Annotated in this window: 13 protein-coding genes; 5 read left to right on the plus strand and 8 right to left on the minus strand. The window is 63.2% G+C overall.

Going from position 1 to position 11,871, the window contains the following annotated elements; translation table 11 throughout:
* Positions 1-341: 341 nt before the first annotated feature.
* Positions 342-620, minus strand: coding sequence for a DUF4031 domain-containing protein (locus DPM33_RS15790; protein ID WP_112098382.1), 279 nt, complete (start codon positions 618-620; stop codon positions 342-344).
* 82 nt (positions 621-702) lie between these two features.
* On the minus strand, positions 703-1,533 hold the full coding sequence (locus DPM33_RS15795; protein WP_112098383.1) for a cell envelope integrity EipB family protein: 831 nt from the start codon (positions 1,531-1,533) through the stop codon (positions 703-705).
* A gap of 137 nt (positions 1,534-1,670) precedes the next feature.
* Here DPM33_RS15795 and DPM33_RS15800 point away from each other — a divergent pair, with 137 nt between their 5' ends.
* From DPM33_RS15800 to DPM33_RS15815, 4 genes are all read left to right on the plus strand, one after another.
* Positions 1,671-2,135 carry a RidA family protein gene (locus DPM33_RS15800; RefSeq protein ID WP_112098384.1) on the plus strand — a complete coding sequence of 155 codons (465 nt, stop codon included), beginning with the start codon at positions 1,671-1,673 and terminating at the stop codon, positions 2,133-2,135.
* Positions 2,136-2,143: 8 nt separating this feature from the next.
* On the plus strand, positions 2,144-2,872 hold the full coding sequence (locus tag DPM33_RS15805; protein ID WP_112098652.1) for a glycerophosphodiester phosphodiesterase: 729 nt from the start codon (positions 2,144-2,146) through the stop codon (positions 2,870-2,872).
* Between the two features lie 55 nt (positions 2,873-2,927).
* On the plus strand, positions 2,928-4,142 hold the full coding sequence (locus DPM33_RS15810; protein WP_112098385.1) for a GNAT family N-acetyltransferase: 1,215 nt from the start codon (positions 2,928-2,930) through the stop codon (positions 4,140-4,142).
* 114 nt (positions 4,143-4,256) lie between these two features.
* Positions 4,257-4,685, plus strand: coding sequence for an HIT family protein (locus tag DPM33_RS15815; RefSeq protein ID WP_112098386.1), 429 nt, complete (start codon positions 4,257-4,259; stop codon positions 4,683-4,685).
* Positions 4,686-4,701: 16 nt separating this feature from the next.
* Here the strand turns inward: DPM33_RS15815 and DPM33_RS15820 are convergent, their stop codons facing one another.
* The 4 genes from DPM33_RS15820 to DPM33_RS15835 all read right to left on the minus strand — a co-directional run bounded on the left by DPM33_RS15820 (position 4,702) and on the right by DPM33_RS15835 (position 8,798).
* Positions 4,702-5,328, minus strand: a complete 627-nt coding sequence (locus DPM33_RS15820) for a chloramphenicol phosphotransferase CPT family protein (protein WP_112098387.1) — start codon at positions 5,326-5,328, stop codon at positions 4,702-4,704.
* A 64-nt stretch (positions 5,329-5,392) separates the two neighbouring features.
* Positions 5,393-7,858, minus strand: a complete 2,466-nt coding sequence (gene clpA / locus DPM33_RS15825; protein WP_112098388.1) for an ATP-dependent Clp protease ATP-binding subunit ClpA — start codon at positions 7,856-7,858, stop codon at positions 5,393-5,395.
* A gap of 6 nt (positions 7,859-7,864) precedes the next feature.
* Positions 7,865-8,191 carry an ATP-dependent Clp protease adapter ClpS gene (gene clpS, locus DPM33_RS15830; protein ID WP_036258315.1) on the minus strand — a complete coding sequence of 109 codons (327 nt, stop codon included), beginning with the start codon at positions 8,189-8,191 and terminating at the stop codon, positions 7,865-7,867.
* A 277-nt stretch (positions 8,192-8,468) separates the two neighbouring features.
* On the minus strand, positions 8,469-8,798 hold the full coding sequence (locus DPM33_RS15835) for a phasin family protein (RefSeq protein ID WP_095818678.1): 330 nt from the start codon (positions 8,796-8,798) through the stop codon (positions 8,469-8,471).
* A gap of 288 nt (positions 8,799-9,086) precedes the next feature.
* Here DPM33_RS15835 and DPM33_RS15840 point away from each other — a divergent pair, with 288 nt between their 5' ends.
* Positions 9,087-10,508, plus strand: a complete 1,422-nt coding sequence (locus DPM33_RS15840; RefSeq protein ID WP_112098389.1) for a D-alanyl-D-alanine carboxypeptidase — start codon at positions 9,087-9,089, stop codon at positions 10,506-10,508.
* Between the two features lie 41 nt (positions 10,509-10,549).
* Here the strand turns inward: DPM33_RS15840 and DPM33_RS15845 are convergent, their stop codons facing one another.
* Together DPM33_RS15845 and DPM33_RS15850 are read right to left on the minus strand one after the other, a co-directional pair.
* Entirely contained in the window at positions 10,550-11,248 is a 699-nt protein-coding gene (locus DPM33_RS15845) for a J domain-containing protein (protein WP_112098390.1), read from the minus strand.
* 120 nt (positions 11,249-11,368) lie between these two features.
* Positions 11,369-11,806, minus strand: coding sequence for a DUF1489 family protein (locus tag DPM33_RS15850; RefSeq protein WP_112098391.1), 438 nt, complete (start codon positions 11,804-11,806; stop codon positions 11,369-11,371).
* Positions 11,807-11,871: the final 65 nt, after the last annotated feature.

Genomic DNA, 11,871 nt, shown 5'->3' on the forward strand with positions numbered 1-11,871 from the left:
AGAAGAGCGTGTCGTTGCCCGCGACAATACCGTCGCCTTCGCGCGGCTCAGATTGCAACTGCCGCAAAGCCCGATCCGACACCACTTCGTCAAAGCCACCGTCAAGGTCAGGCAATACACTGACGGAACACTCGCAATCTTCCACGGACCGCGCCGCATTGCCACATACACCTCAGATGGCGCACCAATCCTGGACGGATGCTCAATCGGCAGAGCTGCGTGAACCGCTTCGACGCAAAACTGAAGCGGACAAATGACGTGCTACCAAACCGGACAACTTGATTAGCTACCGACAGCCGGGCGCCGGAAAACACGCTTGCCTGCGGCGATCCGCGCAAATCTCAGCGTCTTACCTTCCCATTCGGCACCCGCACACGGCGGAAGATAGCCACGATTTGCTCCCGGCTGCATTCGATCGCGCCAAGCCGAACCGCCCGGTCGCGCTCGAAGCCGGTGATATCGTAGTGCGGCGCCGATGTCGTGGGCGGTCCCTGGTAGGACGAGAGCTTGATGCCGAGTTCGGCGGCGAAGCGATGCAATTCATCGACGTCGTCGGCGAGCAGATGGCACCAGCGATGGCCCGCCCATTTCCAGATCGCCGCATCGACATAGATCGCCATCAGGCCCGCCACACTTGGTGATCCCGATAGATGGCGTCCGCGGGCCAGGGCTGCAAGCCGGGTCTGCGGTCGGCGAAAATTGCTATTTCGACGCCGGACAAGGCTTGGTCTGGTCGAACAGCGACAGGTTCACCAGCTTGCCGGTCATCGAGAAGTCGCCATAGTCCATGACGAGATCGCGGGTGATGCCGTTCTCGTGCAGCTTGAAGCTGATCCGGTACTCCGGCACCTCCTCGCCGCCTTTGTCGGTATCGTCGAAATAGGCGATGTCGACCGGCCAATATTTGTCCGAGGCGAGCTTGGCCAGCGCCGGCGCTTCCGGATCCGTCTTGTCGGCATCCGTCTTCTTGCCGACGACGACGGTCGTAGCCATCACCTTGTTGGCGTCCTCGGAGCCGTCGAACAGATTGGTCTGATAGAAATTCTCGCCTTTTTCGGCCTTGCCGATCAGCTCGACCAGGTGCTGGGTCGGAAACTGCGTGGCAGCGAGTTCGAGGCTGCTCTTTTCCGGTTTGTCGATATCGACCTTGAGGCCCTTTGCTTCCCTGGTCGCCATGCCTTTGACCTCCTTGTCGAGGTTCTGGTCGACGAAGGATTTGGTCACGAAGGAAAAGGTCTTGCCTTCGGCGTCCTCGAAAGTCGTCGTCTGCTGGTCGGTCACCCTGGTGTTGTCGTTGGTGACGATCTGGGTGACGAAGCGGAACTTGACCGTATAACCTTCGCAGGCCGAGCCGTTGAATTCATAGACCATGCGGCCGGTGATGCCGGTGATGCCCGAACGGTCGGAGGCCTTGTTGAGCGTCAGATCGTAGACGGCGCGGTGCGCCTGCAACGCTGGCACCGCCAAGGCCGGCGCCATCGGGTACGCCGCCGAGATACAGGCGGCGGCGAGGAAAAGGCGCGTTGCGCGCATGCATTGCTCCGATCGTCGCGGCCGGGGCAGGCCGCAGGTAAAGATGGTCCAGCTTAAAAAAAGTCGTGGCGGAAGCGAGGCAAAAATAGCAATTTCGGCCCGGCCGACGCAGCGCCTTCCAGCAATAGGGAAAACCAATGAGCGAAACAATCGAAAAGCGGCTAAGCGATCTTGGCGTCACCATTCCGGTCGCCGCCGCGCCCGCCGCCAACTACGTGCCCTATTGCCGCACCGGCAACATGCTGTTCACCGCCGGCCAGTTGCCGCTGAAGGACGGCAAGCTGCAGGCAACCGGGCTGCTCGGCCGCGACATCGACACGGCAGCCGGCAAGGAAGGCGCGAAATGCTGCGCCATCAACATCCTGGCGCAGGCCAAGGCGGCCCTCGGCGATCTGGAAAAGATCCGCCGCCTGGTTAAGATCACCGTTTTCGTCGCCTCCGCGCCTGACTTCGTCGAACAGCATCTGGTCGCCAACGGCGCTTCCGACTTCCTGGTCGCGGCCCTCGGCGAGCGCGGCAAACACGCCCGCTCCGCCGTCGGCACCGCCTCGCTGCCGCTCAACGCTGCGGTCGAGATCGAAGCGATCTTCGAAGTCGAGTGAGGCTCAAGATGACCGACCTGTCCTGGCTGATTGCACGGCCTGTCGCGCATCGCGGCTTCCACGACATGAACAAGATGCGCTGGGAAAACACGCTGTCGGCATTCGCCGCGGCGGCCGAGCGCGGCTATGCCATCGAGTGCGACGTGCATATCTCGTCCGATGGCGTCCCTGTCATCATCCATGACGGCGACCTGAAGCGCTTGACCGGCCATGACGGATTCGTCTGGCAACGCACCGCGGCCGAGTTGGCGACGCTCAAGATCGGCGGCACCAGGGACCATGTGCCGACGCTGCAGGAAGCACTTGACCTGATCGACGGCCGCGTGCCGCTAGTGGTCGAGCTGAAAGGCGCTCCCGGCCACGACGCGGGCCTTGTGGCAAGCGTCGGCCGGCTGCTCAAGCGCTATAGGGGCAAGGTCGCGATCATGTCGTTCGATCACTGGCTGATCCGCGATTTCGCCAAGGACGCGCCGGGCATCCCCGGCGGGCTGACGGCTTACGGCAAGGACAACCAGCTCATCGAAGCGCATTTCGCCATGCTCGCGCATGACCTCGCCTTTACCTCCTATGCCGCCGGCGATCTGCCGAACCCCTTCGTCAGCTTCGTGCGCGGGAAGCTCAAGATGCCGGTCATCACCTGGACGGTGCATGACCAGCCGGCGGTCGACCTAACCTTCAAATATGCCGACCAGATGACCTTCGAGGGCTTTGAGCCCGATCTGGTCAAGGTTGCTTGAATGCGGTGCCTGGAACGTGACTTGTAGCGGCCCGGGCGAAGCTTAAATAAGCCCCATGGATCAGGGTGACGACGACGATGGACAGGCAGCGAACGCGGATTATGCGATCCGCGTCGCGGCGGGCATCGGCGCGTTCACCTGCGACGAGTGGAACGGCTTTGCCGGAACCACGCGCGACGACAAAGAAAACGGCTACAACCCACTGGTTTCATTTGCTTTTCTAAGCGCGTTGGAGGACTCCGGCTGCGCAGTGCGGCGTACCGGGTGGCAGGGTCATCATCTGAGACTCGAAACCGCGCGGGGCAGGCTTCTCGGCGCCGTTCCTTGCTATCTCAAATCGCATAGCCAGGGCGAATATGTCTTCGACCATGGCTGGTCGGACGCCTTCGAGCGCGCCGGCGGCCGTTATTATCCCAAGCTACAATGCTCGGTGCCGTTCACACCGGTCACCGGCCCTCGCCTGCTGGTCAGCAAGGGCGAGAATGAAGGCGCGGTGCGCGCCGGCCTGGCGGAGGGCCTGAAGCTCGTGACCGACCAGCTCGGCGTCTCGTCCGCGCATGTCACTTTCGCCAACGAGCCCGATGTCGCGACACTGGAAGCGGCCGGCTTCCTGCATCGCACCGATCAGCAGTTCCATTTCTTCAACGAAGGCTTTTCGACCTATGACGACTTCCTCGCCACGCTTGCCTCGCGCAAGCGCAAGGCGATGAAGAAGGAGCGCCGCGAAGCGCTGGCCGACGGCATCTCGATCGACTGGCTGACCGGCAAGGACATCACCGAACGCGCCTGGGACGATTTCTACGCCTTCTACATGGATACCGGCGGCCGCAAATGGGGTCGGCCCTACCTCAACCGCCAGTTCTTCTCGCTGATCGGCGAGCGCATGGCCGACGACATCCTGCTGGTGATGGCAAAGCGCAGCGGACGCTATATCGCCGGCGCCATCAACTTCATCGGTTCGGACGCGCTCTACGGCCGCAACTGGGGTTGCATCGAGGACCATCCCTTTCTGCATTTCGAGGTCTGTTACCATCAGGCGATCGACTTCGCCATTGAGCGCAAGCTGAAGGTGGTGGAGGCCGGCGCGCAGGGCGAGCACAAGCTGGCGCGCGGCTACAGGCCGGTAACCATGCACTCGGCGCACTACATTTCGCATCCCGGTCTGCGCAATGCCGTCGCCGACTATCTCAGGCGCGAGCGCCGCGAGGTCGAGCGCATGGGCGAATATCTCGAAGAGCACACGCCCTTCCGCAAGGATCTTCCCGAATAATCGTCGGCAGCGGAAAGGCTGCCGGCGCATTGTCGGCAGATCGCGCCAATCGCCTTGCCGCTGGGATGCGGCTTCGCTACACCGGACGGCGAATACAATTGGGAGCGTCCCGCCATGGCCCAAGCCTATGATCCCGGCAACATCTTCGCAAAAATCCTGCGCGGCGAGATCCCCTCGCATCGCGTCTATGAGGACGACGCGGTCGTCGCCTTCATGGACGTGATGCCGCAGGGCGCGGGCCACACGCTGGTGGTGCCCAAGGCGCCGTCGCGCAACATGCTCGACGCCGACCCGGCAACGTTCGGTCCGTTGTTCGCGGTCGTCCAGAAGGTGGCCGTTGCGGTGAAAAAGGCCTTCAACGCCGACGGCGTCACTCTCATGCAGTTCAACGAACCGGCATCCGGGCAGACTGTCTACCATCTCCACGTCCACGTCCTGCCGCGTTTCGAGGGCGTGCCGCTGAAGCCGCATTCCGGCCAGATGGAGAAGCCGGAAGTGCTGGCCGAGAACGCCGGAAAAATCCGGGTGGCGTTGGGAAGCTGAGCACCGGCTGTTGGGCTCAGCCGGCCCGCAGGCGCGCCAATGCCTGGAAGGCTGTCGGTTCCGGCCCGGCGACAAGCCGCTGCCGGATCGTCGCGGCGCAAGCTTCCGGGCTCAGCGCCGACGTATCGACCTCCAGGTCGTAGATACCCGGCCTGTGTACCTCTTCCTGCCAGCGGCGGACTGGCAACGGTACGGGATCGTCGTCCGTTCCGACCACATAGGTTGTGTCGGCCCCGCCCGCGGCGCGCCTTCGCAGGATCTCCTCGATCGGGCAGCGGACACCGACGAACAGGACGGGCAAGCCGGCCAGGCGGCGGGCACATTCGAGGAGGATGTTCAGCGGTCTCGAATACGCGTCATGGTGGCCGACGTCGGCAACGACGTTCAGTCCCAGCCGGCTGTGAGCAGCTACTGCGTCGTAAAGTCCCGCATAGAGCAGCGGCACGAAGGCCTCGAGGTCAGGCCTTTCACCGCCGGGACGCAGGCCAATCCCCGGGCGCAGCCGCGGCGGCGTGACATGCGCGTAGGCGTCGACACCGAGATTCATCCAGACGCCCTCGAGCGTCTCCTGGATCGCTACGGCAATACTCGACTTTCCCGAGCGCGGCGCGCCATTGAGGATGATGATTTGTCCAGGGCTCATGGGTGCTCCCTTCAACGAAAAAGGCCCCGTTGCCGGGGCCTTTTGTGTTTCAAGCGAGCTCCCTTCAGCTCTTGCGCGGCAGTTGCGGCACAAGGCTGCGCTTGTTGCCGTCTTTGCCCTTCGGCTCCGGCTTCTGCGCCACCGCCTTCTTGGCGGCCGGCTTCTTGGCGACCGCCTTTTTCGGCTTCGGCGCGTCTTCCGGCTCTTCCTTCTTCGGCTGCACGGGCGACTCGTCGGCGAGCGATTCGAGCTTCAGGCCGGACTCGCCGGTTTCCTTCTTCTCGACGGTGACGCGCACCGTGCCGCCCTTCTTGAGCTTACCGAACAGCACTTCGTCCGCCAGCGGCTTCTTGATGTGCTCCTGGATGACGCGGCCGAGCGGCCGCGCGCCCATGCGCTCGTCATACCCCTTGTCGGCCAGCCAGGCGATCGCCTCCTGCGACAGGTCGAAGGTGACGCCACGCTCCGAGAGCTGCGCCTCGAGCTGCATGACGAACTTCTGCACCACCTGATGGATCACCGGCACCGGCAGCGAGCCGAACGGGATGATCGCGTCAAGACGGTTGCGGAACTCAGGCGTGAACAGCCGGTTGATCGCCTCGACATCGTCGCCCTCGCGCTTGGTCGAACCGAAGCCGATCGCCGCGCGCTGCGCATCCGACGCACCCGCATTGGTCGTCATGATCAGGATCACGTTGCGGAAGTCGATCTGCTTGCCGTTATGGTCAGTCAGCTTGCCGTGGTCCATCACCTGCAACAGGATGTTGAACAGGTCGGGATGCGCCTTCTCGACTTCGTCGAGCAGCAGCACGCAATGCGGATGCTGGTCGACGCCGTCGGTCAGGAGACCGCCCTGGTCGAAGCCGACATAGCCGGGAGGCGCGCCGATCAGCCGCGAGACGGTGTGGCGTTCCATATATTCCGACATGTCGAAGCGGATCAGTTCGACGCCGAGCGAGGCGGCAAGCTGCTTGGCCACTTCCGTCTTGCCGACACCGGTCGGGCCTGAGAACAGGTAGGAGCCGATCGGCTTCTCCGGTTCGCGCAGGCCGGCGCGCGCCAGCTTGATCGCCGAAGTAAGCGCGGTGATCGCGGTATCCTGGCCGTAGACGACGCGCTTCAGCTCGATATCGAGCCCCTGCAGCACCTTCTCGTCATCCGCCGAGACCGTCTTCGGCGGGATGCGCGCCATGGTGGCGATCGTCGCCTCGATCTCCTTGATGCCGATCGTCTTCTTGCGCTTGGCCTCCGGCACCAGCATCTGCGAGGCACCGGTCTCGTCGATCACGTCGATCGCCTTGTCCGGCAGCTTGCGGTCGTTGATGTAGCGCGCCGACAGCTCGACCGAGGCCTTGATGGCTTCGCTCGTGTAACGGACCTTGTGGAATTCCTCGAAATAGGGCTTCAGGCCCTTCATGATCTCGATGGCGTCCTCGATGGTCGGCTCGTTGACGTCGATCTTCTGGAAGCGCCGCACCAGCGCGCGGTCCTTCTCGAAGAACTGCCGGAACTCCTTGTAGGTGGTCGAGCCGATGCAGCGGATTGCACCGGACGACAGCGCCGGCTTCAGGAGGTTCGATGCATCCATGGCGCCGCCGGACGTGGCGCCCGCACCGATCACGGTGTGGATCTCGTCGATGAACAGCACCGCGCCCGGATAGTCCTCGAGCTCCTTGACGACCTGCTTCAGCCGCTCCTCGAAGTCGCCGCGATAGCGAGTGCCGGCCAGCAGCGTGCCCATGTCGAGCGCGAAGATGGTGGCGTCCTGCAGCACTTCCGGCACATCGCCTTCGACGATGCGCTTGGCGAGGCCTTCGGCGATCGCCGTTTTGCCGACGCCAGGGTCACCGACATAGAGCGGATTGTTCTTGGAGCGGCGGCACAGCACCTGGATGGTGCGGTTGATCTCGCTGTCGCGGCCGATCAGCGGGTCGATCTTGCCGGCCCGCGCCTTGTTGTTGAGGTTGACGCAGTAGGCCGTCAGCGCGTCCTGCTGCTTCTTCTTGCCGTTTTCCTCCTGCGGCTCGGCGCCGTTCTGGCCGCCCTGCTCGTCCTCGGCGCCGCGCGGCGTGCGCGACTCCGAGGCGCCAGGACGCTTGGCGATGCCATGCGAGATGTAGTTGACCGCGTCGTAGCGGGTCATCTGCTGTTCCTGCAGGAAATAGGCGGCGTGGCTCTCGCGCTCGGCGAAGATGGCGACGAGCACGTTGGCGCCGGACACTTCCTCGCGGCCGGACGACTGCACATGAATCACGGCGCGCTGGATGACGCGCTGGAAGCCGGCGGTCGGCTTGGAATCCTCGTCGTAACCGGTGACGAGGTTGTCGAGCTCGGTGTCGATATAGGTGAGAACGGTATGCTTGAGCTCGTCGAGATCGACGTTGCAGGCGCGCATGACGGCAGCCGCCTCGGTGTCGTCGATCAACGCAAGCAGCAGGTGTTCGAGCGTCGCATACTCATGATGCCGCTCGTTGGCGAATGTCAGCGCCTGATGTAGCGCCTTTTCCAGGCCTTGGGAGAAAGCCGGCATGTTACCTCACTTCTTCTCCATCACGCATTGCAGCGGATGCTGATTCTGTCGGGCGAAATCCATGACCTGGGACACTTTGGTCTCGGCCACCTCGAATGTGTAGATACCGCACTCGCCCACTCCATGATTGTGAACATGAAGCATGATGCGTGTGGCAGCCTCGCGGTCCTTTTGGAAAAAACGTTCCAGGACGTGAACGACGAACTCCATCGGCGTGTAGTCGTCGTTCAGAATGAGGACCCGGTAGAGACTGGGCTTCTTGGTCTTGGTTTTGGTGCGCGTGATGACAGCCGTGCCGCGACCGGGATCGTTGCGGTCGCCGTCACTTTGCATTCGCACCACGCCTGCCGTGGCAGTCAAACCGATCGTCACGTAGTCCAGCCTTTTCGAATCCTCATGCGAGTTCAACATGTAGGTTCTCGATGAACGATTTTAAGCCCTTCTGTTTAGCTGACAATATGGCTAGGTGGGCAAACCTCAGCGAATTTCTCAATCGTGAATGCGGTAACGTGCGTAGGGTTGCGATCTTGTACGAAAAAACCCGGCCGCGTTTCCGCGACCGGGTCCTTTCCGCAGGCCGGTTGGCCGTATCGGGTGTGATCGGGCGAAATTACTTCGCCTTGGCGACCACCGATTCGAAGGGCTTGTAAGCTTCCTTGGCGAGCTCGGCATAGAGGTTGCCGATCTTGCTGGCCTCGGCCACGAAGCTCTCGTAGCTCTGCTTGGCATAGTCGGTCTGGATCTCGATGGCCTTCTCGATCGACTTGGCCGCGAACAGCTTCTCGACGGCGGCGCTGCCGGCCTCGAAGCTCTTCTTGGTATATTCACCGGCTTCGGTGGCGATCGCCTGCGCGCCCTTGGTGAGCGAGGCAAAGCTCTTCAGGCCGGTGTCGGCAAATTCCTTGCCGTATTTCGAGAAGTCCTCATAGGTCTGGGTCATTTCATTCTTCCCTTTGGTTGAAACGCCCTTTTGGCCCCGGGCGCCCTTGTGCAATGCACCTCAATATATTGTGCGATGCACAAAAGTCAAGAATCCCTTAGCTTGCAGGGGCTCCAGCGCCGCCCGCCGGTAAAATTCGATTAAAGTGAAGCTCGATTTGCCGAAAAATGGTGAACGCGGCGGTTACCATAAACGGATTGGTAACGCAGCCCGCGATAGCTTGGCCGGAAGCGAGGCAGGCACTCCCATAGCCGCCTCCGGGGCAACGAAAATTTCAGGGTAGTAGCGGTGCGTCAGGCGTTGTCGGGGCTGGTCTCCAAATCTTTCTCCCTCAAGGCAATCATTATCGCCGCGCTCGCGGTGACGGTTGTCGTCGCCGATGTGGCGTCGGCTATGGCTGCGAGGTCGTCCGCCATCGTCGTCGACGCCAAGACTGGCAAGGTGCTCTATTCGGCCGACGCCAATGGCCGGCGCTATCCGGCCTCGCTCACCAAGATGATGACGCTCTACCTCACCTTCGAGGCGCTGGCGAAGGGCAGGATCAGCAAGAACACGCCGGTTCCGTTCTCAGCGCATGCCTCGGCCGAGGCGCCGACCAAGCTCGGCGTGCGCGCCGGCGGCTCGGTTCCGGTCGAGACCGCGATCCTGTCGATCGTGACGAAATCCGCCAACGACTCGGCGACGGCGCTTGGCGAAATGCTTGGCGGCAGCGAAGATAATTTCGCCCGCATGATGACGGCCAAGGCGCGCCAGCTCGGCATGAACGGCACGGTCTTCCGCAACGCCAACGGCCTGCCCGATCCTGGTCAGTTCACCACGGCTCACGACATGGCGATGCTGGGCATCGCGCTGCGCGAGCACTACCCGCAATATTACGGCTATTTCTCGCAGCGCTCGTTCCTGTATGGCCGCCAGCGCATCAACGGCCACAACCGCCTGCTTGGCCGCATCAAGGGCGTCGACGGCATCAAGACCGGCTATACCCGCGCCTCGGGCTACAACCTCGTCTCCTCCGTTGCCGACGGCGACCGTCGCCTTGTCGCGGTGGTAATGGGCGGCGCCTCCGGCCGCAGCCGCGACAACCAGATGGCCGCGCTGATCAACACCTACATGCCGCGCACCTCGACGCGCGGCGGTGGCGATCTCATCGCCAAGGGCAACGACAATCCGATCAAGACGTTGGCCAAGGTCTTCCTGCCCAGGCAGGACGCGCCGACACCGGATGCCAAGCCGGCAGCGGATGACGCCGTCGTTGCTTCGGCCGATGACGTTGAGGACGACACCCAGCAGGTCGCCGAAGAGACGAAGCCCGTGATCAAGGCCAGGAAGGTGAAGACGGTTGCCGTGGCCGCCATGGCGCCGGCTCCCAAGTCCGAGGAAGTCTCGCCCCAGGTCGTCACCGCCTATGCCGAACCCGCGCCCGCAGCGCCGGCGATCGATCCGGTCAAGACGGCGTCGGTGCCGTCCGGTTGGGTGGTTCAGGTTGCCTCGTCGCCGACGAAATCGGGTGCCCAGAGCCTGCTCGACCAGACTGCCAAGCAGGCGCCGAAGGTGTTGGCGGACGCCTCTGGCTTCACCGTCGCCTTCGACAAGGGCGGCACCACCTACTACCGCGCCCGCTTTGGCGGTTTCGGTTCGAAGGACGCGGCCTGGAAGGCCTGCGATGCGCTCAAGCGCAAGAAAATCTCGTGCTACGCCGTCCAGCAGTAGTCGGTGTTCGAAGCTCCCGGAAAGTTCAGCGTCGAAGGAGACTAGTCGTGATTGGAGAGCAGGACGTCCTTGGCTTCATTGATCCGCGCCGCCAGGACAGACGTACCGCCGACATCGGCGTTCAGGCGCTGCATCAGGCGGCGGTGCGCCTTGCGGATATCCGCCGCGGCAGCCCCCGCTTCAAGACCAAGGACCTTGTAGGCCTCCTCCTTAGTCATGGCGCCCGCACCTGGCGCAACACCCAGCCCTTCGCCACCGTGCGGCTGCGCGTCCTTGCGCCAGACGGGAAAACGGCCGTCAAGATACGTCTCTAGAAGCTGGCGGCTCTCCGGATCCGGATTGAGTTCGCCATAAAGCTGGCGCAGGTCCGTCAGTCCCATCGCGCCCAGCATCTTGCCTTCATAACGCCCGGCCAGGACAAGCCCCTCGAGCTTGCCGCTATCGTGGTCGAGGTCCATTTCGAGAGCCGCAGTGCGCACCGTCGAATGTTTGGACGCGGCCGCGCGTGCAGGAGGCCGCCTCGTGCGTATCCAGCCGACCCAGGCCAGCGCCGCGAGCAGAAGCAGCCCGCCGATAAAGCTGCGGCCCAAGATCAGCATCGGCGCGCCGATAAGGCCCAGCAAGGCCGGCCCAAGCGATCTCAGGTTATCCGCCATCCTTGTCGGATCCGCGCGCACAAAGAGCACCGCGGCGCCGAAAAGCACCACAAGCACCGCCGCCAAAGGCAGAATGACGCTCATCGGTTGGCGCCATACGGATGACTGAGCATAGGAAATAGGATGGGACCAAGGTCCGGCGCTTGCAAGCCCCACACCGGGCGATCCGACGGGCCAGCGTCGCGGCCGAGACGCGGAGCCGCGCTACAGGAGGCCGAGTTCGGCGAGTTCCAACCTGAGCTTCGGCGGCATTTCCGCCAGTGCTGCCCTGCCCTTGCCGAGATCGGCCGGAGCATCGGCGGGCTTCAGATAGCGCCAGCCCTGGAAGGCGCGGCGCGGCTGCCAGTCGGTGCGCACGACCTCGGGATCGAGCACCAGGTGGCAGCGGCCGATGCCTTCGCCATCGGTGAAGGGCCGGATCTCGGTGATCAGTTGGCGGCACTGGACGCTGCCCTTGATCACCCAATAGAGCGAGCCGCCATCGGTGATCTCGCCTCGGCGCGTCGGCACCATGCGGGTGGTATGCCAGTGCTCGGCCGGCTCACCGGCGCGGCGCCGCTCGTCGAGGCGGAAGGCGATCCACTCTTCGAGGTCCTCGACGCTGTCGCAGCCGACGCAGAGTTTTAGGAGATTGAGTGACATGCCCCAAGATTTAGCCGCAAGGGTCGACGCGTCAACGCCTTGAGCGACTTCTCCACAGGGCCAGC

This window comes from Mesorhizobium hawassense (assembly GCF_003289945.1).
GTDB lineage: Bacteria > Pseudomonadota > Alphaproteobacteria > Rhizobiales > Rhizobiaceae > Mesorhizobium > Mesorhizobium hawassense.

Excerpts from the sequence above, each read along its gene's own strand:
- DPM33_RS15795 (WP_112098383.1), bottom strand. The coding sequence starts at position 1,533 with ATGCGCGCAACGCGCCTTTTCCTCGCCGCCGCCTGTATCTCGGCGGCG.
- DPM33_RS15815 (WP_112098386.1), top strand. The coding sequence starts at position 4,257 with ATGGCCCAAGCCTATGATCCCGGCAACATCTTCGCAAAAATCCTGCGC.
- DPM33_RS15835 (WP_095818678.1), bottom strand. The coding sequence starts at position 8,798 with ATGACCCAGACCTATGAGGACTTCTCGAAATACGGCAAGGAATTTGCC.
- DPM33_RS15850 (WP_112098391.1), bottom strand. The coding sequence starts at position 11,806 with ATGTCACTCAATCTCCTAAAACTCTGCGTCGGCTGCGACAGCGTCGAG.
- DPM33_RS15805 (WP_112098652.1), top strand. The coding sequence starts at position 2,144 with ATGACCGACCTGTCCTGGCTGATTGCACGGCCTGTCGCGCATCGCGGC.
- DPM33_RS15810 (WP_112098385.1), top strand. The coding sequence starts at position 2,928 with ATGGATCAGGGTGACGACGACGATGGACAGGCAGCGAACGCGGATTAT.
- DPM33_RS15790 (WP_112098382.1), bottom strand. The coding sequence starts at position 620 with ATGGCGATCTATGTCGATGCGGCGATCTGGAAATGGGCGGGCCATCGC.
- DPM33_RS15820 (WP_112098387.1), bottom strand. The coding sequence starts at position 5,328 with ATGAGCCCTGGACAAATCATCATCCTCAATGGCGCGCCGCGCTCGGGA.
- clpS (WP_036258315.1), bottom strand. The coding sequence starts at position 8,191 with ATGCAAAGTGACGGCGACCGCAACGATCCCGGTCGCGGCACGGCTGTC.
- DPM33_RS15800 (WP_112098384.1), top strand. The coding sequence starts at position 1,671 with ATGAGCGAAACAATCGAAAAGCGGCTAAGCGATCTTGGCGTCACCATT.
- clpA (WP_112098388.1), bottom strand. The coding sequence starts at position 7,858 with ATGCCGGCTTTCTCCCAAGGCCTGGAAAAGGCGCTACATCAGGCGCTG.
- DPM33_RS15845 (WP_112098390.1), bottom strand. The coding sequence starts at position 11,248 with ATGAGCGTCATTCTGCCTTTGGCGGCGGTGCTTGTGGTGCTTTTCGGC.